The following is a 24,363-nucleotide window of genomic DNA, read 5'->3' on the forward strand; positions in this document are numbered from 1 at the left end:
AATGGAAGAGCAAAATCAGTTTCAGTTTAGAAAACGTTTTTCACTAATACTTGTCACGATCTTCTTAATTTCATTAATTAGTATGTTGCTGAACATATTCGTTCTGAGCAGGCTAACTGACGGCTCTCCTGATTTAGAAAAAATTGAGTATTATGTTCAACTATTAGAAACCTTATTAATTATCAGCTTGCTGATCAACGGCTTATCTCTGTTGTTGTGGCATAGAAATAGTCAATATGAAAACCATATCAATCAGGCCTTATTAGCGAAAATTGATGCTATTTCCAAATCACAGGCCATCATTGAATTTAACATGGATGGAACGATTATTGACGCTAACCAAAAGTTTCTCGATCTTATGAATTATTCGCTTGATGAAATCAAAGGTAAGCATCATAGTATATTTGTTGAACCAGGGTATAGGGACAGTCTGGAATACAGGGAGTTCTGGAGGAAATTAAATCAGGGGGAGTATGACCAGTCCGAATACAAACGTTTAGGAAAAAATGGAAAAGAAGTGTGGTTACAATCCTCATACAATCCCATCTTAAATGAAAAAGGAAAAGCGGTTAAAGTGATTAAGGTGGCGACTGATGTAACGGAACGAAAAAATAAAGACGAACAATTGGCTGCATTAACCAAGAATCTGCAGGATGTCGGTCAGGAAATCCTGTCCAATAGCAATGAACTTTCTGTGGGGATTAACCAGCTTGAAGCCTCTGCCATCTCTCAAGCCGCCAGCGCCTCTGAGCAAGCCAGTTCGGTAACGCAGATTAGTGCGACACTTGAGGAAATAAAAGCCACGACACAGCACACATTAGAAAAGGCAAAACAGTTAGGCGATTCTGCAACAGCAACCAGAAAAGAAGGTGAAAATGGGCGATCAGCAATTGAAGCGATGCATGCATCAATGAAAATACTGCAAGAGAAAATGAAACAGATTTCCACCACTATCCTCAGTTTGAATGATAAATCGCAGCAGATTAGTGAAATTACCGAAGTGGTAGCCGACATTGCCAAACAGTCTAAAATGCTGGCGCTTAATGCATCCATAGAGGCTGCAAAGGCTGGCGAAACTGGAAAGGGATTTGCCGTAGTGGCAGGGGAAGTGAAAGAGTTAGCTGAAAAATCAAAACTGTCAACCGAGCGTGTACAAAAGATACTGCTTGATATCAAGCAAACTGCAGAAAGAGCGGTAATGGTCACTGAGGAAGGTAATAAAAGCGTTGATGAAAATATTCGTCAAGTGCGAAGCACTGGCAATATTATCAATGCTCTCGGAAATGTGATTGAAGAAAGCTCTCTGGCTTCTCTACAGATAGTCTCGGCAGTACGTGAGGAATCGGTCGCTATCGAACAGGTCGATATCAGTGTTCGCGAAATCAACAAGGTGACTCATTCCTTCACTTCGGCGACCGAACAAACCAAACAAGCGATAATCGGCCTCAGTAAAGTAGCCAATTCACTTAACGATACGGCCAGAATTTATCAAAAAAACGATAAAGAATAGGGAGGCAGTGATGCCTATAGATCCCAAACTAGCCCAGATGTTACTGGAGACTTTTAAAACGGAGTTACAGGAACTTCATCAGTCGATGATTAATGACCTGCTTTCACTGGAAAAAGCGCACAGCGCCGAAGAAGTAGAGGAGATTTTAAAAAGACTGTTTCGCTATTCACATAATATGAAAGGGGCGGCTGCCTGTGCATCGATAGATGCGATTGCTTCAATGGCGCATCGTCTGGAGGATTTATTCAGCAAATGGCGAGAAACTCATCATATCCCCGACATCAGTCAGATTAATGCCTGCCTTGAGGTCGCTGACAATACACTTCTGGCCCTCGAGGACCATTGTAATGCGAAACCGATTAATATTGAGAATTATCTGCAACCCTTATCAGGTAGAAAAACCATTCATAGTCATACGGACACGGGGGAGAGTGAGTTAATTAAATTACCCCTGGCAAGGCTGGAGCGGGTAAGTGCAAAAGCGAATGAATTTATAACCTACCGTTTAAAACTAATGAACTGGTTTAAAAGCATTGATTATTATCTGAATAAACTGAATGAAACCGATTTTGACCTTGCTCCCTTACTAAAGAAACTGGGTACAATTTCCAGAGACAGCGGGCAGTTTCTGGGGGAGTTTAGCCGGGCTGTTCAGTCTTTACAGGATGACTTAAGGGCGATGCGGATGCTGCCCATATCCAATCTGCTGGTTCCTTTAAATCGAACGGTTAGAGATGTAGCTGCCAGTTTGAATAAGACGGTTGAGTTACAGGTGCAGGGTGGAGATATCGAGCTGGATAAAACAATCATTGATGCCATCCGGGAACCTTTGATTCATTTGGTCCGAAATGCAATTGATCATGGTATTGAATCGGATGAAAAAAGAAAAGAGTTAAATAAGCCACAGCCTGCAATTTTATCAATTCAGGTCATTCAGAGTTCAGGAAAAATTAAACTAAGCTGTTGTGATGACGGCCAGGGAATTAACCTCGAAAAAATTAGAAAACATGCAGTCGAGTCGGGACTTTACAATCAGAATGAAGTAGAAAATTTTGATGAAGAACAGCTTCTTGATTGTCTCTTTTTATCCGGCTTTTCTTTGCAAAAGAAAATCACAGAATTGTCGGGGCGCGGTGTGGGCCTGGATGTAGTTAAGAATGCCATCGAAAAGATCAAGGGAACAGTCCAAGTTAAAACTACACCAGGTCATGGAACCTGTTTTACATTTAATTTGCCGCTAACGCTGGCAACAACTCGTGGAGTGTTTTTTAAAAGCAATGAGCAAACCTTTATGCTGCCTACGCTTTCATTGGATGCGCTTTATGAAATTAATCCGGATAAGCTTCAGCAGGTTGATAACAAATCTGTTTTAATAGTGAATAATCGGCCCATTCCGATTAAAGTTTTGCAGGATCTTCTTTATGCTGAAAAGGCAGTTATTGACCGTAATAGCAACTACTATGGTCTCTTGCTTAATATTAATAATAAGCCGCTGATTTTATTAGTGGAGGCCATTCTCGATGAACAGGATTGCGTAGTCAAACCCCTGCCTTACCCTCTAGGCAAATTGGAGCAATTCATCGGAGTGACTTTAACCGGAGAGAGCGAACTGGTTCTGGTACTTGATCCGATAAAATTAATGCAGCGGGCTCAGGCCGATGAACAAAGCTGGTTTAACCATTCACCAAAAAGTAAAGAGCCGCGAGAGATCTCAAAAAAGAGAGTCTTGATAGTTGATGATTCATTAACAACCCGCAGTTTGTGTACTAATGCTCTGGAAGCAGCAGGTTATGAAACTGTTAGTGCCGATAATGGGCAAAAAGCATGGCAACTTTTACAGAATAAATCCTTTGATGCAGTGATCACTGACATTGTTATGCCAAAAATGGATGGTTTTAAGCTGACAGAATTAATTAAAAAAAGTGAAAAACTGTTTCATACTCCGGTGATTATTGTTTCATTACTTCATTCTGAGGAGGATAAGCGGCGAGGGCTGGAAGCAGGTGCTAATGCGTTTCTGGTTAAAAGCGAATTTGACACGCATTCACTGATTGACGTCATGGAATCACTTTTATGAAAAAGCCTATCCGGGTTCTGATTGTGGATGATTGCAAAGTGACCACGCAATTATTGTACGCGATTCTCAGCAATGAAACAGACATCGAGGTTGTTGGTTGCGCTCAAAATGGGCAAATGGCAATTAAACTTGTCAAAGAATTGAAACCTGATTTAATCACTATGGATATTTATATGCCTGTTATGGATGGGGTTGAGGCAACTCGTGCCATCATGCAGCAATGTCCTACTCCAATCATTATCATCAGCTCTCATGCCAATGAGCGCCAGACCGAATTAACATTTAGCGCTTTACAGGCGGGTGCGCTTTCAATTATTGAAAAACCAGAACGAGTTCTCCATGATGGCTTTGACAAGTTGCAAAAACATATTGTCAATTCGGTACGGGCATTATCAGAAGTAAAAGTGGTTTCCCGCCGTTCCCCATTACCTGCAGAGTCCCAAATTAAGTCAACAGGTGCTACTGTATCGGCTATCAAAATTATTGCTCTCGGTTCGTCGACAGGAGGTCCGGAGGCGCTCAATTACATTATTTCTGCGCTTCCTGCAAGCTTCCCCGTGCCCTTGGTTATTACACAGCATATTACTGAAGGATTTTTACCGGGTTTGGTTCATTGGCTGCAGCATAAGACGTCATTGGTTTTGGAGATAGCTGAAAATAATCAAAAATTACTTCCAGGTCATGTGTATTTTGCACCGGATAATCACCATTTACTCATTAAACGAGAAGTAATACCCATCGCTGTTTTAGAAAGCTCACCGCCAATAGGGCATTTTCGACCTTCCATTACTCCCTTATTCTCGTCTTTGGCAAAGAATTACCCTGAAAGTGCCATTGGTGGATTATTAACCGGCATGGGAGGTGATGGGGCGCCAGGGCTTTTAGAAATGCGTCAGGCCGGCTGTATTACATTTGCTCAATCAAAAGAAACTTCCGTAGTATTTGGTATGCCTGCAGTCGCTCTTTCTATCAAAGCCACTGACCTATCTATCGATTTGGAGAAAATTCCTGAATTTTTAACTAAACTTTTATGAATGGAGGGAAATGTCATGGGTCAAAAAATTCTGATTGTTGATGACAGTGCCACAGCAAGAGCACTGTTCAGAGCCTGTCTTTTTGGCGATCCTGATTATGAAGTGATCCAGGCCAGCCAATGGGAGGATGCAGTTGAAAAAGCGGAGTCCGAACAGCCGTTTTTGATTGTATTGGATTACAATATGCCAGAAAAATCCGGTAGTGAAATCGCTAAAATAATGATGGATCGGGGAATCGATACACATTATGTTTTGCTAAGCGCCAATACCCAGCAGGCTATAATTAATGAAGTAAAGGCATTGGGCTTTTTTGATGTACTGGAAAAGCCTGTTTCAACGGAAGAAGTGCATGCATTACTAGAGAGATTATCATGATAAGCCTGACAGCAGAGCAGGAAGACGCGCTGATTGAAATTGGTAATATTGGTATGAGTAAAGCAGCGAAACAATTGTCTCTGTTATTGAATTCCACCATTAAAATTTCCATTCCCAAAATTACTTTCATTAATATCAATGAATTAACAGAGGACAATGACTTTAATGATGAACAAGTACTTTCTTATGTTTACCAAAATATCTCACAGGATTTGGAAGGGTCTGCGGCTTTAGTATTCCAACGCGAGCAGGCGAATGTATTAACTGTTACTGTGATAGGGGAGGCGCCCCAACTCACTCAGGAAGAAGCTCGGGCTTGTGAGCAGGAAGCGATGCTGGAAATTGGCAATATCATTATTAGTTCCTGTTTAAGCGTCATTATGAATATGCTGTCACAAACGGTAAAATTAAGCCTGCCCGTTTACAATGAAAATAATCTTTATAATTTATTACAAAATCTTTGCAGGCAAATCTCAAAATTAACTCGCAATATTATTGCAATCTCAACCAAACTGGAGACATCTAACGATAAATTGTCCGGCAGTTTATTTATTATTTTAACCGAAGACTCAGTAATCAAGCTGTTAAGAAGCATCAAGGAGTTGATTAATGATTAGTGAGAACGCAAATCGGCTACTATTCAAAGAGGTTTTTGATGCCATTCCCGTTGGATTAATTCTGTTTGGCCAGGATCGGCGGATTTATGCCTGGAATCACTGGATGGAACGGAAAACCAATATTGATTCTGAAAAAGCAATTGGTCAGACTCTTGAATTCTTCTATGAAGATCAAATCAGTGTCCGTTTTAATTGGGCCCTGGATCAAGTATTAAATTATGAACATCCGCAGGTTTTATCCAATATTCTCAATAAATATATTATTCCGATCCCTTTAAATGAAGAAGCTTATCTTGATCTCGATATGATGCAGCAAAATGTTGAAATTTTACCGATTCATCAGGAAGAGGAACAAATGGCTCTGGTAGTGATTCAGGATGTTTCTGCCAAAGCGCATTTGAATGCAACGCTGATGTCAATGGCCAGTAAATTTGAAAAAAACAGTTTAATTGACCTGCTCACTGGTTGCTACAATCGCCGCTTTCTGTGGAAGCACCTGGCGAACGAACTGGTCAGTGCGCAGCGCGAAAAATACAATGTGATTTGCTGTATTTATGATATCGACCATTTCAAAAGCATTAACGACAGATTCGGTCATCATGGCGGAGATGAGGTATTACAGTCTTTTGCCAATATCGTTCGCTCCGAGCTGCGTGCCAATGACTATTTTTTTCGCTATGGGGGAGAGGAATTCATTACCTTGTCAACTCATGTGCCGATTGATGATGCCGCACTCTTACCCAATCGAGTACGAAGCCGTCTGGCAGATACTCGCACGCATGGCTCGGTCAAGAATGTTGTGACCTGCAGCGGCGGCATTTCATACTGGCAGCCGGATAGTCCAGCCATTTCTCCGGAGAAACTGGTTAAATTGGCTGACATCCAACTTTATCAGGCTAAAGAAAGCGGACGTAATTGTGTGGTAATGAATAATATGATTCAGACTGAATAGTCTAACTTCTAAGTCCCTCAGACAAGCCCTGAAAGATAGTCACAAAATTTAACCATCCTATAAGAGCCTACGTACCCCGTAAGAGTCTACGTACCCCGCTTTATGCGGGGTATCCATAAAAATGGTAGTGAGTTTTAAAATGCTTTGCCAATCAGACGTATTGCCTGGATACCCCGCATAAAGCGCGGTACGTAGGGGTTTAACATTATAATTAAAATCAATGTTATGTTCAAATTTTGTGACCATCTCTCAGGGACAAGCCACAGTACCCAGGCGAAGGTAGCTATTAGTTGAGAGGAAATCTCCTTCCTCAAACCAAACGGTTTTAACTAAGCTATGCACACAGTTATCCACAGATTTTGTGGATAAGTTAATTAAGAATAAAGCATGGATTTAAGTGCGGAAAGCCTGTAAATACAAGGCGTTATCATCAGATTAAATAATTCTTGAAGGAAGAAAAACTAAATAGGAGATAAAATTATCCACAAACTTTGTGAATGGATAGATTTTTGCGAAAATGCATTTTACCTTCTTTTTTCATGAAGAAACAGTCTTGACATTTTGGTGTTATTATTTTCAAATCTATTTTTTGTTCTATCTATCTGATAATCAATTAAATTGGCTGTGTGCCGGGCAAAATACTTTTTGCCTGATCACATGATCAGGCATTTGGAAGCCGAGGGATCTTCACCTGTTAACTTGAATAGAGCCGCTTCAATTAACCCCTGGGCATTATCCATGTCATTTTTTTTCAGTTCCTGCTGGTAGTTTGAATCTTTTTTGACGGAATTCAAAAATTTTCTGGTTATTTCCAGATAGGACTGAGCCTCCTTCAGAGTAGGAGCTGTAATAGGGGCCATCATCAGGCCATTCACATCCAGTGCTGCCAGTGTGCGAATAATTTCCAGTGCAAAACTCACTCGTCGGATTCGATAATTAAAGCGCTCAGGATCTTGGGAATGAAATCCTTTATTGTTAAATGTTCTTTGCCAATAGAGCTCATTTAATTGGCCGCCACTTATTAGGCACTCTATGCGCTCATTGGGCTGATCCAGATTTTTATAATAGTATTCGGCAAAATTAAACTGTTTGCGCAGGCTTAAAAAGTTAATGTTCCCCTGATTTGCTTTAAAAGCTGAAAAATCAGCTCTTGCTGTTTGCATAATTCCATCTGCAGTTTGCTTTAAAGTTTCGTTATTTCCTGCTTTGAACTGATGAAGAATAGTCTCATTGTCTCGAAGAACAACACCGCCGGGAATAAAAGGTTCGGCCACGATTTTATCTGACGGAGTCAATTCAAGGGGCTCTGTTACCTGGCCAAAAACTGTTAAATGGGCCTGATAGGGCCTCCAATCAATCATCCTGATTTCATTGTCGCCATACTTTTGTCTTAGTTCAGCGATTATGCTCTGAAGATCAATGTAGATAGCCTCCAGGATTGCATTACTGGCCTGTCGAAGTGGATACCCAAAATATAACTTATTAAACAATGCAGGGGGTTGCAGCGTTATTCTTTCAGGAATCGCGTTTTGCAAAACGGCTTCGATTTTGCTGATTAATTCATGGACTAAGGGTTTATTCTCAGGATTGTAGTCGATGCAGGCGATCGATAGATGCAAATTCTGCTCGGCATATCCCCCCTTCTGTTCAACTTGAGAGTGCAGATTTGAGGAGATGTTTTCCTTTACATAAGCTGGAACTTTTATTGACAATAAGGGCATGATGTTCTCAAAGAAATAATAGTGTTAATTATAGCTTTTTCTTTAAAACCCATATTAGGCGTTTATCTAAATTTGAGCCGCTGGGCTGTTTTCTGTTTCAATCTGGGCAGGAGTATTGTGACTGCGCAGAGCTGAAAAGAAAAAATGGCAGTTGCCGCTTATAACTGCCTCTGTGTTCGTCAAGCCAGTGGTGATCACGGAGAAAAAGCCAGGCCTCTTAAAATAATCAGGGACGTTCATGATCTCTGCAATCACATCCGCAGGGCTTAAATCCTGTTTCTGGAGGAGTACTTTTTGCAGATGTTCGATTAAATGCATTACTGAGCCATTTCTCAATACTCCTAATAAGAATGAAGGGCAAGCTGTTAATGGCGAACTGCTGATTAAAAAGTATGCTGCGAAAAAGCCTGCATTAAATGCCATCACGCAGCCTGACAAATATTTGAGAACTTCAAGAGTAATACTTTTTTTAAATGCCCTGGTACGCCGGCTATTACCCGGCAGCAGATACGCTCCCTTCAATGCGTTACATAGAAAAATAAAATCATGCTGGTCATCCCGCTGCTGATCCTGCATTAGCTTGTAATAAAATTCGGCATTTGCGCCCAACCCTCTCGTTCCAAGGAGAAGCCGAAGATTATCAGTAACTGCGGTTTTTACGGGTGATGGCATGGACAGCCTTAGGAATATGCTGATTAGTAAGGGCTTATTATATGGTCTTTTTTTGGCTTGATAAATCATTTTTTGCTTTAATAAGTTAGCTAATGATCATGATTTTGTTAGTGCTTAGCTGCTCATTGCTTCGCTTCCGATTGAAAAAACAGCGGATTTAATGATAGATTTTCTGGCGTATCCTGCCCTTATTGAAAGCGGGAACCCCTCTGATTTTAGCATTTTATGAGGATTCAAATGACAACGCGAATTATCGATTTATCCATCCCCATTGAGAATGATGTGAAATCCGATCCACCGGGATTTGAACCAGAGGTTCAGTATCTGGATCATCAGCAAACAGTAGGCGAGTTGACTCATTTTTTTCCGGGACTTAGCGGAGCTGATTTACCGCAAGGGGAAGCCTGGGCTTATGAGCGGGTTAATCTTATCACCCATAATGGCACTCATTTGGATGCACCCTATCACTTCTCAACACTGATGGATAAGGATAAACGGGCAATCACCATTGACGAGGTGCCTTTGGAATGGTGTTTTAAACCGGGTGTCAGGCTTGATTTCCGACATTTTCCAAATGGATATGTGGTGAGTGCGAACGATGTGCAGGATGAACTTCGCCGTATTGAGTATGAACTTAAACCCTATGACATTGTGGTAATTAATACTTCTGCCGGCTGCCGTTATGGCTATGATGATTATGTCAGTTCTGGCTGCGGAATGGGGCGGGAAGCCACGCTTTATTTACTTAATCAGGGTGTAAAAATTACCGGCACCGATGGATGGAGTTGGGATGCGCCTTTCGTTCATACGCGCGAAAAGTATTTAGCAACTCAGGATGCCTCTTTAATTTGGGAAGGGCATAAAGCAAGCCGGGAAATCAGTTATTGTCATTTGGAAAAATTACATAATCTGGAGGTTTTACCGGATTATGGTTTTCTAATTGCCTGTTTTCCAGTGAAAATCAAAAATGCTTCCGCAGGCTGGACCAGGGCTGTGGCTGTATTGAATGAATGATGAGCTGGCTTCCGTCTTCGCGAAAATGACACTTGGGTTACGCAGATGCAGTTAATTGGGTCATGCGTATACCAATGTGTTCTATACTAGTAATACAAAAGGAACTTGCTATCTGGGGCATGTATGCTAGGCATTCTGTTAAATCAATCGGCAGCAAAATTTCCTGACAAGATTGCATTAATCACTGAACAGCAACAAGTCACTTATTCAGAATTACATCGATTATCAAATCGCCTGGCTAGCTCATTTATGGCAGAAAATATCAAAAAAGAGGATTGTATTGCCTTTTTACTACCCAATTGCCTGGAAATCGTATTGACTTATTACGCCTGTTTTACGATGGGCGCTATTGCGCTGCCCGTTAATATCAATTTCGATGATGCGATGATTAGTGAAGTATTAGCCTTCTGCAGGGCAAGGATTTTAATCACGAACGCCGAATTCTATCAACGACTGATAAAAAATAAGGAAGCACTTAAGCATATCGAGCACTGTTATCTGATTCAGGATGCCAGTGATTATCCAGAAACCAAAGATTTTAAAAATCTGATCATTAAATCGCCATCCATTCAGTTTCCTCAACTAGTGGAAGACGATCCAGCGTTGATCTATTACACGTCTGGAACCACAGGTTTGCCCAAAGCAGTGCTGCACACACATCGAGGTCTGATGCAGGGCACGAACAATCAGATTGAACAGATTCAGATTAATGCGAATGATAGTACTCTGGTCATGTTTCCCTTATGTTACCTGATTGGATTAGGTTCACAGATTCTGCCATTTAATCGAGTGGGAGCGACAATCGTATTGCTGTCAGTTTTTGAACCGCAAAAAGCGTTGAAAAGTATTATAGAAAACAGAATTACTAAAGTGTATGGATTTCCAAAGCTGTATCTGGAATTGCTTACTCGGGCTGATAAGGACTATGTTGCGAATAATGCTTTAAATTTTTGCTTTTCAGGAGGGGAGGCGATAGCTCCTGCTTTACAGAAACGATTTAAAGACATTTTTAATATAGAGATAACCGAAGGTTGCGGCATGTCAGAATTACAGATTTATTGCATGAATCCACCGTATGGGAAGAAAAAGCTCGGCTCAATTGGTTTTCCGATTGTGAATGTTGAAATGGGGCTGATTGATGAAAAAGGGATTGCTGTGATTAAACCCCATAGCATAGGGGAGATTATTGTTAAAACGGCTAGTGTGACTGCTGGCTACTGGCACAATGAAGAACTCACTCATCAAATTGTTAAACAAGGGTGGTTTCATACTGGCGATTTAGCTTATCGCGATGCCGAGGGTTGCTATTGGTTTGTTAGTCGAAAAGCAGACATTATTAAAAGGAGCAGTTTACTGATATCTCCCCTGGAGATTGAAAATGTGTTTTATCAGAATCCTGAGATTAAAGAAGCGGCTGCAGTTGCTCTGAAAGGACCCGCAGACGACCAGATTATTGTTTTTGTGTTGTTGAAAGCAGAGGCTTCGGATCAGACTGCCGACTCATTACTTTATTTTGCCAATCAATCGCTAACCAAAGAAAAACAGGTTAATCATGTTCGAATTGTAAACCAGTTGCCTTATGGGGTTACAGGAAAAATCAATCGAAAAGAGCTGAGACAATGGGCTAATAAATATAAAACTTAATTCGATTTCCTGTTAATAAGTGCACACCAACCTGCCGTCTTTGCGGACAAAGTGAAGCAATGCAGGTCAATGCTTGAGCTAAGTAAGGAGTTGCTTCGCTAACGCTTGCAAAGACTGTTTTTGTACCTATCTTCATTTACTCAACAACGCCTTTTTGCGCAGGGGAAATGACCTGTCTGTGTCTTTTTGCTCGTATAAATGTTATAATGAGCATATTTTGTTCTATTTGGGCAGAGTGAGTTAATGAAAGATCGCTATGGTAGAGTATTTGAAGAGAATGAGATCCGAAATGCGGATTGTATCAGCTTTATAGACTTCAAGTGTTTAAATGAGTTTGGCGAAGACGAGTTGGTTTTAATTACTGATACAGATGGAGGTAAAAGAGTCTATCTCTTTTCGGATCTTCAAGAGCAACTTAAAGCGGGTCATTATTGCCGTTTGCCCGATCCACTGACAAAACAGGATATTCTGAATCAGATTCCCGAATTTAAAGCAGCGATTCAGTTTGAAGAAAATGCTGTCCATTATAATGCCTATATTCTGGACCAATATCCTCACTTGATACAATTGTTAAAAATTTATGTAGAAGAAGTGTTAAATATTAAAGATGAGATGGCCGGAAAAGGTACTTTATTAAATATAATTCAAGCCAATCATAGCCCGAGGCTTGCAGAGTTTTACCAGAACGTTGCTAATCTTCCAGTTGAAGAACGAGATGCGCTTTATTCTTTATTCATTACTAACAGAACACTTTATAAAATGCGCAATCGCGAGGGCAATGGGAATTTCATATATTTTCCAGTTAAATGGATACCCGCAGTTGACAACCTAAGGGAGCAGTTTGATTATAAGTCAATGACTGAGCGGGGTTATTATACTCCTTTCCCTCATAGAAATGTGCGACTTTCTGATGTGATCAGTAATCCGGAAGATGCCTGCATGCACTCTTGGGGGATGGATATTCTGAATATGTTACTTGAATATCATGTGGGAAGTAATAAAGAGTTCAGCATTTTCAATCCTGCAACCAATTGGATTGCATATCGAATGGAACAGGATTTGCGGCATAGAGTGGAAAAATCTATCACCCAGCCTCTCCACCCCCAGAAAGGGAAATACGTTTTTGAGCAGGTTAAAAAAGTAACGGCTCCAGGTTTCTCACTATCGTCGATGCCTCCCGAGCACAATACCCCTGAATCAGTTGCAATGCTTACGAAACTGGACAAAGCATGCGAAAAATACATGCAGCATCTTTTAGAGAAGATGAATATTAATGGACCGTTTATTGATTATCCATTACCCGCTACTTTAGTTGCGCAAAACCGATGTTCGGATGATAAGCTGATCAATAAATACAAAGCGGTCTATCAGTTGTATGAATCTTTGCACGACTCCGGTCCTGGTATTGATAACAATAGCCGCATTAATCAATTTGCCCAACGCTATAATGAAGAAGACCGCCAGAATACAATTGCTGCCCACAGGGATGGGGCCGGTATACGATTTTTAAACGTTTTATTTTCGATATTGACTCTGGGCGGAAAAAATCTTGTAACGCATTGGATTACAGGCGGATACTACGGATTCTGGGACTCCAGAGGCACTGTCTTTAGCAAGGATGTGACTGAAAACTTGACAGCCTACAATGTAGGTTTGACGAGCTGACTACACAAATTTATAGACTGGCAGCCAGGGTAAGGGAAGTTAATTTGCCAGCTTTTCGGGCCTCGTTCCTTCGCTAATCACAATTTCTTATCACGTAATTGATTCTTTTCATTAACAATAAGCATTCTAATTTACCTATTATTCTCTTGGCGACATAAAAAACAATAAGGAAAAAATAATGGACGCATTTGAACACAATAGTAATTTAGAAGGTATTATCAGCTATAAAACCCTGGATAAAGACTATGGGCGCACAAAGTTTGCGGGCCCTGGTTATGGCGAGTTTGATATGGAAAAGTATAAAGAGCTAGAGAAATTGTTAAATCCTGATACGGTTGATTAAACACTGTAAATTGTATATCCCGGGTGGCCTGTAAGCCGCTGCCATTAAGTTAAGAATTAATGGGAGTACGTCCGTAAGCCAGGCCCACGGGAAATAAGGAAGTTATTATGAATAATTTACAGGTTGAACAGCGCGCTTACAACCTTGATGAGGCATTATTGATTGGTCTTGAAGAAGCTGAGAAAAATCAGATTACGCCGGCTTTTCAATGTATAGGTACTTTGAAACAGAATGGGTTTCATTTAAGCACTTATCTTTGCGCTGCCAATAACAATCAATTGAAACTATCATCATTAGGCGGAGCAAGCGGCAGTGAGCCGCAGGCTAAAGTAAAAGCCTTGTTTGAATCATTAGAAAAATCAATCGGAATCAGTCTGTATAAAAATGATTTACTCAACCAGTATTCATTTTCCACTGCCAGTTCGCCTTCCACGGGTTTTCTGACTAAGCATCAACTAATGCCCAAACTTTTACTGGAAGAAGGCTACCAGAAAAACCCTTACCCATGGATTGAATTGCATCAACTCGCGAATAAAAGAAGCATGTATTATCCATTGGCGTTAATTTATCCTTTTATTGATGAGCACATTGCATCACTCAGTAATGATATCGGGCTTGCTATTGGAGCGACCCGCGACGAGGCAATTATTCACGGTATTAATCAATGGGTCGAGCGGGATGCCTATTCCTTGTTTCTGTTAAAAACAGTCCTTCACCACAATCCAGTTCCTGCCAGGGTGATTAGAAAGAACAGCTTGCCTCCATCCATCGCCCAAATCATAGCGGCTATTGAACAGCATTATGATGAAAATATACTAGTAGTAGACATCAGCAGTGATAATGCGATTCCAGCCTTCGTTGTCAGTTTTACCCGCCAAACGATGCTGCTGCAGCCCCAAGGGTTTGGCGCCTCACTTTCCAAAGAGGCGGCATTGAAGCAGGCTCTGTATGAATCAGTACAATACAAAGAGCGATTCAATGAGAATGCCAGGGTTTATCGCGAGCACAATGCCAGGTTTTTTGAGCATAGCCCTTTGCTGTTAAAGGCGATGATCGGCGATCTGCAAGTGCTGGTGGATAATAACATCAGTGTAGAGATCAATTGGGATGAGATTCCTTCCTATTGTTTGCCAAATAAGTTGAGCCAGCAAATTCAATTAATGGCCGAACGTTTAGAGGCCTGTCAGGCGAATATTTATGTCGCTGATTTATACCAGTCATCCACTGGAGTCTCGGTTACTTATACCTTAATTCCCGAGCTTGAAAATTTCAGTTTAATACGCGATGCGAAATGCGTGACGATTAAGGAGCGGGCATGGAGTATTTTAAATGAATTATGAAAGACAAATGCCGCCCCGAATGGCTTTGGAAAGAGCAAAATCAACTCTTAGTCTATTGAATTTACAGGCGGATTTTAAGCAATATGGTACTGGGATTAAAACCTCTCATTGCAAGTTAATTGATGAACAATCCCATTCCATTTTTTATGGTTGCGGTAAAGGAGTCGGGATTCAATCGATGGTAAGCGCCTGTTTTGAGGCACTTGAACATTATGCGGTATTCGATTTTTGTCAAAAACGTCAGAATAACTATTTTTCCTTAAGTGATCCTCTGATTGCAAATCCCTTGAAAACGCATCAGCTGTTAGCTCCTCCCATATATAAGGAAACAGCTGAAATGCCCTTTGCCAGATTTGAGGAAATTTGCACTGGTGAAATACTGTATTATCCATTGTATTTAATCGATCCGCGCTATGCCAAAAATCCGGCTGCTCAGGATACATTTAATTACGAGCCTTATTCCTGGCAGGCCTGTGATTCGGGCATCGCTTCGGGGACCAATGAGGAGGAAGCCAGTATTCATGCGCTAAATGAAGCGATAGAGCGTGATGCTTACTCTTTATTCCTCATCCAGGCCTTTCTATTGCAAGGGCCTGTTTCGATCATCGACAAAACCTCAGTACCAGAGTATTTGAAAGAAATGATCAATCAGATTGAGCAGGAATATGACGAGGAGCTTATTCTTGTCGATATCACTAGCGACATAGGCATTCCCAGCGTTCTGGTCAGCCTGACTAAACAAGCAATGCCCATCCAGCCCATTGGTTGTGGTACTTCGCTTTACAAAGACTACGCTCTTGAGCGTGCGCTGTTGGAATCTTTACAGCCTTTGCATTTATTTAATGATCACTTGCTGGAAAATCAGCAGAAAACCTTAAGTAGTCTCGCAGAACAACCATTATTGGCCCAATGTGCCAGGGCGGATATTGCCAGTCTGTCAGCTAAGTTTCAAATAAAGCATTTTGATTCGCTTCCTGATTATCAGGGAGCTTCTTCGCTAAACCAGCAATTAGAGACCATTATTCAAAGTATTCGCAAGCAGAATTTTTCTATTTATAAGACTAATCTTGCTGAACTTGATAGTGGATTTCATTGTGTGAAATATATTATTCCTGGCCTGGAGCAGTTTTATTTGGTAGAAATTGGAAAACATATTCTACCGAATACAAGAGGGATGAATTTTATTCGGGATAGCAGGCTTAAAGACATTATTTTCGAGAAAGGATAAATGAAGTTACTGGATCCTCAGTTACAGGTATTCGTTGCTGTTGCCCAGCATAAAAGTATGCATGCGGCAGCCAAGGCGGTGCACTTAAGTCAGACCGCGGTTACTCAACGTATACGTGCTCTGGAAACCAGATTACGAACCACCCTGTTTATACGCAGCCATCATGGTGTGTTGCTGACCTCAGAAGGAGAGGCTTTGCTCCGTTATTGCCAGGCTTCCTCAGAACTTGAAGGCATTACCTTATCGAGTATTCATGGAGCAGGGATGGAGTCGACAGTTCGATTGTGCATCAGCGGCCCCACCAGTATCATGTCTTCACGGATAATTCCCGCCTGTCGCCCTTTATTAAAAAAATATCCTAACTTACTTGTTACCTTCCATATTAATGATTCTGAGCAGAGAATTGCCTCGCTGCAAACGGGCGGCAGTCATTTTGTAATCATTGAACCGCAGCATCTTTTTAAAGAAATGCAAGTGAAAGCCATTAAGCCAGAGCGTTATGTCCTGGTGGCTACAGCGGCTTGGGCTGGACGTGATCTAAAAGATATTTTGCAAACAGAGCGAATTATCGATTTTGATGAGTCAGATCCTATGACGCTCAATTATCTGAAACACTATAATTTGCTTGAATACACACAATCAGAACGTCATTTTGTGAATATTAACGAATCATTGCTCTGTTTATTTACTGAGGGCTATGGTTATGGGGTTTTATCAGCTGAACTTTGCCAGCCTTTCCTGGAGAAAAAGCAATTAATAGCTCTGAATTCAGGTCAGTATTATGAAAACAAACTTGTCCTTGCCTGGTATGCGAGAACAGAAGCTCCATCTTATTTTGCGGATGTTATTGATTCCATAGTTTAAAATTGACCGCTTTCATGAGAGTGACAGTTTAATATACAATTGAGCTTAACTTGAATTCGGCAAGCTATTCAGCACTGAATTATATGAATGACAGGATTGAAAAACCAACAGAAGTGGTCGGTGAAATTATTTCGCCATTACTGCAGCTGCCTGCGGAGTCGTTTTTAATTAATATGCCTTTGAATTGGAATACGGCGCACAGTTTAAGCAGAACTTCTCAATGGTTTGGGTTTTTCAGAGCGAATAGTCAGGTTAAAAACTCTGTTGGCCATGTTTATGAACTACTTCATTGTTTTGAGCTTGGTGATTACGTTCGGGCTAATAAAATTGCCCACGCCTATCCTTCTGCGATATTTCGTTCTGTTAATTATCGGTTTACCCTTTCTCAAAAAGAGCATTGCGTTCTGTATACCAGTCCCCTCCGATATGCTTTGGAAACCAATAACCAACGCATGCTAGCGCTATTTAAGCAAGTAGTAGAACCCGATTTAACTGAACATTTTAAATGCTTCGAGAAACAATATAGCGTAAGAGACAGTTATCGGTTAATCGAACGAGTGGCCGAATCGGATTACGATGGGGTTGAGGAGTTAATTAAAGTCAATCCGGATTTGATGTTTAAGCATGTGATTTATGATCCTGAAAGTCAGCTCATTCGTCCTGTCACTGGTGAAAAATACAAAGCGATTTATCAAGGGGTGCGTCCTGAGTATATTAGTCCCTTAAAACTGGCGTTTAAAAACTATGACAGCTATATGTGGTCGATGTTTTTCGAGTTGATAAAAGAGGATGCAAAGCATCAGGAATTTTTCATGCGGCAAAAAGAAGAGCAAAAGGAATGCTATGATATCGAGCCGCTCCTGAATGCTTATGATCAATATTTGCACATTCATGAGGAAATCAATAAAAACCACGCGGAAATGGCGCAGATACAAGAAGATGTCTTGACGCAATCGTTTAATAAGGTCGGTTTGTTGCAAAGAAACGCGCCGCGGCATCTTTTATTAGAAATATTTCGCCAGGATCCTCTTTGGGGGCAAGTGCCCGATTCAGGGATAAAAACAAGTACGAGGCCGCCTTTACAATATCTAAGTTATTTCGAAGAAGAAGGGGAGATTAATATAAGCCGGTTATTTGCCTTTCTTGGACAGGATTTAACTATTGTCAGGGGCGAGAGTGCTGTCGGCGCTTTGTTCATGCCCTGGACTCAAGCTTGTAATGCGAAAAAAGACCGCGACACCCTGGAAAATTTATTTCGTTTGAGACAACAGGAATTGGCTGAATTGCTGACTCTTCCTGAACAGGAATCCAATGCTTTTAACCCCTAGAGGACAGTAACCAAAAACGTCTTTGCGAGCAAAGGCGAAGCAATCCACGCTCGTCACCTTATTTAAGACTTACTCTTGTTCACTTTATTCACAAAGATTATAGTTGGGCGAAACTATTTGTAAATTTTTGTAACCAATTGTTACAGGGCCCGGTGATTTTATATTTCCAATCTATACTTTAAAAGCAAATTGTCTTTTTGGAGATCGAGCAATGAGTATTTCTCTCTTGGAAGACAAGGATGTTGAAGTAATCTGTGGCGGAGACCCGAGTCCTGGCATTATTTACAATCTAACCAATAATGGGGGAACGGTCGAGGTAACCGCTGCCTTGCAAACTGGTGCCGTTTTCGCAAAAGTAATCGGGCAAATTCCCGGTAATGACATTCCTGGCGTTAGTATTGTACCTGTGGGCATCAACCCCTGAGCGTTGAGAAATAATAAGGCCAGGTATTAACTGGCCTTTAACACCCTGAATTTGTTAAATGCCTGAGTGTTGCATAATTCCTCAAACCTTCCCGCATTATGCAGTTTTCCTTTCTCAAGAATATAAATTGTATTGGCTCCGCTTAAAAACTCGGGGCGATGAGTAATTACCAAACGGCTTATGCTCAGAGATTCAACACAGTTTTTGAGCAGGCTTAATGTTTGATCATCCATGCCGCTCATTGCCTCATCCAAAATCAAAATCCTTGGTTTTTTGGCCAGAGCGCGGGCAATTAAAATACGCTGCCGCTGTCCCAGGGATACAGCACCGCTGCGATCAGTAATTACGGTTCGCATCCCCATTGGCATTTTTTCGATATCACTCGCAATATTTGCCAGCCGAGCTGCTTGCCAGGCATCTTCTTCTGTCAGGCATGAATTAATGCCGATAATATTGCTCAGAATACTGCCAGGCATTAAGGCGCTGGTTTGCAAAATCACACCAAGCTGGCTGCGTAAATGCTGTAAATTCAAACGGCATAATTCCATATCATCAAATAAAACTTGCCCTTTCTGAGGTTTTTCAAATCCGAGCAGCAAACGCAGCAGGGTTGATTTGCCAACACCTGATTTTCCCAGAATACCGACGTATTCGCCTTGCTCCATTTTAAAGGACAAATCATTGCATATAGCATCCTCGTTTTTACTGTATTTAAATTGAATATCGCGTAATTCCAGAGAGCCTTTAAGATTAAGCTTGGAATTTTCTTTTCGATAATTCTCAGTTTCAGCCTGAAAGACTGGCTTGGTTCGTTCAAAAACAGGAATGATTCGCACCATTTGATTGATGCTATTCCAGAGGCCGATGAAGGCAATGAATAGTTGTGAGAATGCCGCGTTATATAAAATAAAAAGACCTAAATTTAATGAGCTGTCCATGTTCACCACAAAAAGATAAAGAAAAAAAGTGCTCAATAAACTGAAAATTAGATTAATAATTTTATCAATGACAGTCAATTTACTGCTTTTAAAAAATAAGATCATTTTTTCAATGTACTTACGCAGCCAAAGATTGAGGATTAGTTCTTCGCGATGGGCACAGCGTATTTTGTTAATGCTCGTAAAAATCTGTAATAATAAAGATTGGTTTTCACCGCTGACGTGAAAATAACCACGCAGAAAACGCAGTTGTTTCAAGGTGATAAAGAAGGAAATAGCACTTGCTATCACCAGAAAAAGAATAAGCAAAAGGCTGAAAACTGGCAGTAGGTAACATAAGAGAATCAAACTAAAAAAGAAAACCAGACTATTTGAAAGAGAGACAAGCAGGCTGAGAGTTAATTCCTGCTGGATGATATCGATGGACGAAATGCGATTGCTTAAATCACCAATTTGAAAGCGGCTAAAAAAATGCGCCGGAAATCGCAGGACGCGATCCCAGATGGCTGCCTGTATATTACCATTGGCTTTTAATTTGATGCGAAATAAACTGATTATTTCTACGAGTTGCAAACTGGCCGTTATAAACGCATTAATTATAAAAGCAATAATCACTTGAGCTACAGCAGAGGTATCGGCAAAAGGAACCGCTACAGAAAATAAATAGCCCGTGCCCAGCGGAATAATTAAGGCCAGGGCGGCTAACACAAGCTGCACCAGCAGCAAGCGTTTAAGATCGGAACCGCTTTGCTGATAGATATACTGAAGGACATCTTTCACCCCAATTTTGCCGCCTGCCAGGGGCTTATAAAAATAGAAGGCTTGATTTAATACCGTTGCTGCATTTTTTTTCCCAATCGCTAAAGCCTCTTGCCCCGGAATATGTAATTGATAACCCTTGCCTGTGGGTATTAGGGCACAGGCATTTCCATCCACCGTAAATGCCAGCAATGGGCCATTATCATATTTCCACCATTCCTCTGGTAATTGAATTTCACGAAAACGAAATTGTGAGAGATTAGCTATTTCAGATAATAGGTCAAGCCTGGTTTTGCTTTCATCACCAGTCTGTGTTGGCATCTTAAGTTTTATGTTGGCACTATTTGCCACGATGGTACAAGCAGCCAAAAAATCATGCTGGGCGGTTTCGGCTTCCTGGTTTCCCAAAAGCACCAGAATGTCTGAAATATCCAGTCGATTGCGATCAGTCATATGAACTCTTTATCAATAGGAATCAATGAGCCCTGTTCAAGTTTGTAAATTTGTGTACAATATTCAAGAGCACTTGGCCGATGAGTGATAACCAGGGTAGTTAAGCCTTTTTCCTGAATGTTCTTAAGAATACGTTTTTCAGTTTCCGCCTCAAGATTGGATGTTGCCTCATCCAGAATAAGAATTTTACTGTTCTGAGCCAGCGCCCTTGCAATTTCAATTCGATGCCGCTGACCACCGCTAAAGTTAACGCCATTTTCCGAAACCGCGCAGTCCAGACCGCCTCGCTGCATAATTTCCTCATAAATACAGGCGTCATGAAGCGCTTTTTCGATGGCCAGATCACTAATCGCCGGGTTCCAGAACGAAACATTTTCTCTGATTGTTCCCGGAAAAAGGAAAACATCCTGCTCGACATAAGCGATTAATCGGGCAGAGATTTCCGGGCTTATCTGCGATAACGCAGTGCCGCCAATATGAATGCTACCGCTTGCAGGCTGATATAAGCCTGTGATCAAGCGGGCGATGGTGGATTTTCCTTCGCCAGATTTACCGAGTATCGCAATCATTTCCCCGACAGGAATAAAGAGATTCAACTCTTTTAACATGGGTTTGTTCGCAGTATAAGCAAAACATACCGAATCCAATCGAATGGACGCTTCCAAGCAGTGTTCGGTTGAGCTTATATTAAAGCGCGGATCCAGTTCGTGATTCTGAATGTCATCCAGACGCGCCAAATCGCCCCTGATTTTCTGTAACTCTCCCCCCAAGCCAAGCAGGGTTTGCAGTGGTGCGAAAAACTGATACCAGAGCATCTGAAAGGCGATCAGACTACCGATGGTCAGTTGCCCATTAATAATCTGCCAACTGCCCAATCCGGTAATAATCGAATAAGCGACTAACTGGGTACAGGCCGGAATAACGGTTAATATTTGATTATAAATAGCCTGCTTTTGCTGTAATGAAATAATTTCAGCATGTGCCGACGCCCAGCGCTGAAAAAAATCATTTTCCCGGCCATTGGCTTTTAAATCCTCTATTAGACTAAGTCCCTGCATCTGCAGACCAAGCAATTTTCCATTTTTTTGTAAAAAATTACGGCTGACATCTGCGAATTGGCGGCGTACATGACGATAGACAAAAAGGCTGAAACCCATAGCGGTAAAAGCAAGCAGGGCTAGTTGCCAACTTAGAATACACATGACCACTCCATACAAAGCAATGGTTAAGAGACTAACCAAAGAAGCCATTACTTCATTGGATAAGAGATTGGCAATTCGATCATTGGCAGAAACTCGCTCTGTGATATCGCCGGCAAAACGCTGTTGAAAAAACTGAATGGGAAGATACATAATTCGCCACAGAAAACCAATCGTACTAATCAGCGTTAATTTTAGTTTTATCAACAACAGGAAATAATTCTGCAGACTGCTTAACAAAATGATTGATACAATCATAACCAGAAAAACGCTAAAAAAAGGCAGGATCCAGGAGTTTAATTTTTCGACCAGAATATTATCGATAAAAATCTTGGCTAATGCCGTGATCATCAGGTTAGGCACAACTAAAGCAAGACTGGCAATGAACACAAAAAACAATTCTTTATCCAGACCTTGCAGACGATTTCTTAAAGCTGAATAAAGAGAGGCCGGTCTGCCATGAGCCATGAAATCAATGTCTGGCGATAACAATAACAATACGCCGGTAAAAGCTTGGTCAAATTGTTGATAGCTGACAGTTCTTGGCCCGCAGGCGGGATCATTAATATAAATTTTTTCTTTGGAAATTCCCTCAAGAACTACGAAATGATTAAATTCCCAGAATAAAATAACCGGGGCGTTCAGCTCCTGCAGGCTGGCTATAGAATCTACTTTAGCCGCCTGAGCAGTTAAACCATGCTGGCGGGCCGCGGCTAGCATCATACTGGCATTGCAACCATCGCGTGATACGCCGCAGTCGACCCGCATTTTTTCCAGAGGAATATGCCGCCCATAATAGGCGAGTATAATCGCCAAAGCCGCTGCTCCGCATTCGGTGGCTTCCATTTGCAATATGGTAGGTGTTTTTGCGCGCTTCATCCTAATCACTTCCAATTAATTGTTTTAAAGCGGGCAGAAACAATGTCACCGGTGCTTGCTTGCGAACAATGATATTAATTTCTACCATGGTTCCGGCAGTAATGATCTGAGGAGGACCTGAGGCGGAAGTCCATTGAAAACCGCTAAGCGTCTCAGGGTCTTTTTCCAATAAGATTCTGATTTCAATAGGAAGATTTTTTTCAGTGAGATGCTGCACCAGTTCAGTGTTTTTCAGAACAGCCTCCATGCTGTCTGAATTACTGGGATAGGGTGATACATACTGCACTTTACCGAGTATACTGCCGTATTCTTCTTTTTTAATCACCGTAGGGGTAATTAGCGCCTTCATGCCAGTTGAAATTTTTTTCCCCTGATCCGCAGGAACGTAGGCAATGACCCCAAGCTGGTCTGGCGAAGGTGCGATACTCATAACGGGCATGCCATCTTTGACCATATCGCCAAGCTGCACCTGGATATTGGTCACTGTCCCTTTCGTGGGGCTGTATACATGCAGACCTGTTTCATATTGAGATTTCAATACATCGAGTTCCTGCTTTTTGTCCCTGATTTTTAAATCCAGTGCACGGATTTTTTCCTGCCATTCTTCGAGATAGGCTTTCTCGTTCATATCATTTTGTAATAACTCTTTTTTAGTCGTTTCGATATTTTTTTTGGTATCATAAAACTGCTGCCAGCTGGCAACCACTTCCTGTTTGGTTATCAGGCCTTTTTTGAACGCGGCTTTACGAATTTCCAATAATTCCTGGGCATAAATTAAATTTTCACTCTGCTGTTTAATGACATTTTGTAAATAGTCATTCTGTTTTATAACCTGCTGGTGCCGGTTTTTGGTAGCCGCTTCCGCTTCTTTCAACAGATTCTGATATTTTTGCTCGATAAGGGAAAGAGTTTGCTGCTGGGTTGCAATTTGTTCTTTTAAAGCAGGATTATTCAGTGTCGCCAGCAGCTGGCCGCTCGTCACTGAATCTCCCAGTTTGACCAGTAAATCGCTGACATAAGCTTCACCGGCAGGGGCGGAAGCATTGTAAAGTCCTTCATTATTAGGGAGGATGATGCCCTGGCCTTCAACCCGGGTGCTGATCGTTCCAAAAATGGACCAGAGTGCAATACCCAGCGCAAGCAGGCTCAGACTGCCTAATAAAATCCAGGATTTGCTGCTGGTTATTACAATCGCATGATTTAATTGCTCAGGAACTGAGAGATGGGTAAGGGCTTCTTTGCGAAATAAACTCCTGGGATCATCGGATGACACAGCTTGCAATCCTTTTCGATTGATAGACTCACAATTAACTATATCACAGATTTT

Annotated in this window: 20 protein-coding genes; 15 read left to right on the top strand and 5 right to left on the bottom strand. The window is 41.3% G+C overall.

Going from position 1 to position 24,363, the window contains the following annotated elements; translation table 11 throughout:
• Position 1: 1 nt before the first annotated feature.
• Genes DYH61_RS03375 through DYH61_RS03400 form a run of 6 tightly spaced genes read left to right on the top strand, consistent with a single transcriptional unit; the run spans position 2 to position 6,565 of the window.
• Positions 2–1,510 carry a methyl-accepting chemotaxis protein gene (locus DYH61_RS03375; RefSeq protein WP_058508534.1) on the top strand — a complete coding sequence of 503 codons (1,509 nt, stop codon included), beginning with the start codon at positions 2–4 and terminating at the stop codon, positions 1,508–1,510.
• 10 nt (positions 1,511–1,520) lie between these two features.
• A complete protein-coding gene (locus DYH61_RS03380) occupies positions 1,521–3,587 on the top strand; it encodes a hybrid sensor histidine kinase/response regulator (RefSeq protein WP_058508535.1) in 2,067 nt (688 codons plus the stop codon).
• Positions 3,584–4,621, top strand: a complete 1,038-nt coding sequence (gene cheB, locus DYH61_RS03385; protein ID WP_058508536.1) for a chemotaxis-specific protein-glutamate methyltransferase CheB — start codon at positions 3,584–3,586, stop codon at positions 4,619–4,621. The genes DYH61_RS03380 and cheB overlap by 4 nt, the downstream gene beginning before the upstream one ends.
• Before the next feature lie 15 nt (positions 4,622–4,636).
• Complete coding sequence (locus DYH61_RS03390; protein WP_112219215.1) at positions 4,637–4,996, top strand: response regulator; 360 nt, start codon at positions 4,637–4,639, stop codon at positions 4,994–4,996.
• Positions 4,993–5,613 carry a chemotaxis protein CheC gene (locus DYH61_RS03395; RefSeq protein WP_058508538.1) on the top strand — a complete coding sequence of 207 codons (621 nt, stop codon included), beginning with the start codon at positions 4,993–4,995 and terminating at the stop codon, positions 5,611–5,613. Before DYH61_RS03390 ends, DYH61_RS03395 begins: the two co-directional genes overlap by 4 nt.
• Positions 5,606–6,565: a sensor domain-containing diguanylate cyclase gene (locus DYH61_RS03400; RefSeq protein WP_058508539.1), complete on the top strand. Its 960-nt coding sequence runs from the start codon at positions 5,606–5,608 to the stop codon at positions 6,563–6,565. Before DYH61_RS03395 ends, DYH61_RS03400 begins: the two co-directional genes overlap by 8 nt.
• Positions 6,566–7,218: 653 nt before the next feature.
• On the opposite strand, the gene DYH61_RS03405 is transcribed toward DYH61_RS03400, so the two are convergent.
• The gene (locus DYH61_RS03405; protein WP_058508540.1) at positions 7,219–8,286 is read right to left on the bottom strand and encodes a hypothetical protein; all 1,068 of its coding nucleotides are present in this window, start codon (positions 8,284–8,286) and stop codon (positions 7,219–7,221) included.
• A gap of 66 nt (positions 8,287–8,352) precedes the next feature.
• Complete coding sequence (locus tag DYH61_RS03410) at positions 8,353–8,958, bottom strand: hypothetical protein (RefSeq protein ID WP_058508541.1); 606 nt, start codon at positions 8,956–8,958, stop codon at positions 8,353–8,355.
• Positions 8,959–9,195: 237 nt separating this feature from the next.
• On the opposite strand from DYH61_RS03410, the gene DYH61_RS03415 reads away from it, so the two are divergent.
• The 9 genes from DYH61_RS03415 (at position 9,196) to DYH61_RS03450 (ending at position 18,808) form a co-directional block, all read left to right on the top strand.
• Positions 9,196–9,972 (top strand): cyclase family protein, encoded by a 777-nt coding sequence (locus tag DYH61_RS03415; RefSeq protein WP_058508542.1) that lies wholly within the window; start codon positions 9,196–9,198, stop codon positions 9,970–9,972.
• Between the two features lie 123 nt (positions 9,973–10,095).
• A complete protein-coding gene (locus DYH61_RS03420; protein WP_058508543.1) occupies positions 10,096–11,616 on the top strand; it encodes a class I adenylate-forming enzyme family protein in 1,521 nt (506 codons plus the stop codon).
• 243 nt (positions 11,617–11,859) lie between these two features.
• Positions 11,860–13,281, top strand: a complete 1,422-nt coding sequence (locus tag DYH61_RS03425) for a hypothetical protein (protein ID WP_058508544.1) — start codon at positions 11,860–11,862, stop codon at positions 13,279–13,281.
• A 178-nt stretch (positions 13,282–13,459) separates the two neighbouring features.
• A complete protein-coding gene (locus DYH61_RS15600; RefSeq protein WP_157072310.1) occupies positions 13,460–13,624 on the top strand; it encodes a hypothetical protein in 165 nt (54 codons plus the stop codon).
• Between the two features lie 107 nt (positions 13,625–13,731).
• On the top strand, positions 13,732–14,964 hold the full coding sequence (locus DYH61_RS03430) for a YcaO-like family protein (protein ID WP_058508545.1): 1,233 nt from the start codon (positions 13,732–13,734) through the stop codon (positions 14,962–14,964).
• On the top strand, positions 14,954–16,192 hold the full coding sequence (locus tag DYH61_RS03435) for a YcaO-like family protein (RefSeq protein WP_058508546.1): 1,239 nt from the start codon (positions 14,954–14,956) through the stop codon (positions 16,190–16,192). The genes DYH61_RS03430 and DYH61_RS03435 overlap by 11 nt, the downstream gene beginning before the upstream one ends.
• A complete protein-coding gene (locus DYH61_RS03440) occupies positions 16,193–17,056 on the top strand; it encodes a LysR family transcriptional regulator (protein WP_058508547.1) in 864 nt (287 codons plus the stop codon). It abuts the gene before it with no gap.
• A gap of 83 nt (positions 17,057–17,139) precedes the next feature.
• Positions 17,140–18,384 (top strand): hypothetical protein, encoded by a 1,245-nt coding sequence (locus DYH61_RS03445; protein WP_133129102.1) that lies wholly within the window; start codon positions 17,140–17,142, stop codon positions 18,382–18,384.
• Positions 18,385–18,595: 211 nt separating this feature from the next.
• Complete coding sequence (locus tag DYH61_RS03450; protein ID WP_058508549.1) at positions 18,596–18,808, top strand: hypothetical protein; 213 nt, start codon at positions 18,596–18,598, stop codon at positions 18,806–18,808.
• A 26-nt stretch (positions 18,809–18,834) separates the two neighbouring features.
• On the opposite strand, the gene DYH61_RS03455 is transcribed toward DYH61_RS03450, so the two are convergent.
• Genes DYH61_RS03455 through DYH61_RS03465 form a run of 3 tightly spaced genes read right to left on the bottom strand, consistent with a single transcriptional unit; the run spans position 18,835 to position 24,309 of the window.
• Positions 18,835–20,958 carry an ATP-binding cassette domain-containing protein gene (locus DYH61_RS03455; protein ID WP_058508550.1) on the bottom strand — a complete coding sequence of 708 codons (2,124 nt, stop codon included), beginning with the start codon at positions 20,956–20,958 and terminating at the stop codon, positions 18,835–18,837.
• Entirely contained in the window at positions 20,955–23,036 is a 2,082-nt protein-coding gene (locus DYH61_RS03460; protein WP_083499273.1) for a cysteine peptidase family C39 domain-containing protein, read from the bottom strand. Before DYH61_RS03460 ends, DYH61_RS03455 begins: the two co-directional genes overlap by 4 nt.
• A 1-nt stretch (position 23,037) precedes the next feature.
• Positions 23,038–24,309: an NHLP bacteriocin system secretion protein gene (locus DYH61_RS03465; RefSeq protein ID WP_160037283.1), complete on the bottom strand. Its 1,272-nt coding sequence runs from the start codon at positions 24,307–24,309 to the stop codon at positions 23,038–23,040.
• Positions 24,310–24,363: the final 54 nt, after the last annotated feature.

It is taken from the genome of Legionella quinlivanii, from assembly GCF_900461555.1.
GTDB classification, from domain to species: Bacteria; Pseudomonadota; Gammaproteobacteria; order Legionellales; family Legionellaceae; genus Legionella_C; species Legionella_C quinlivanii.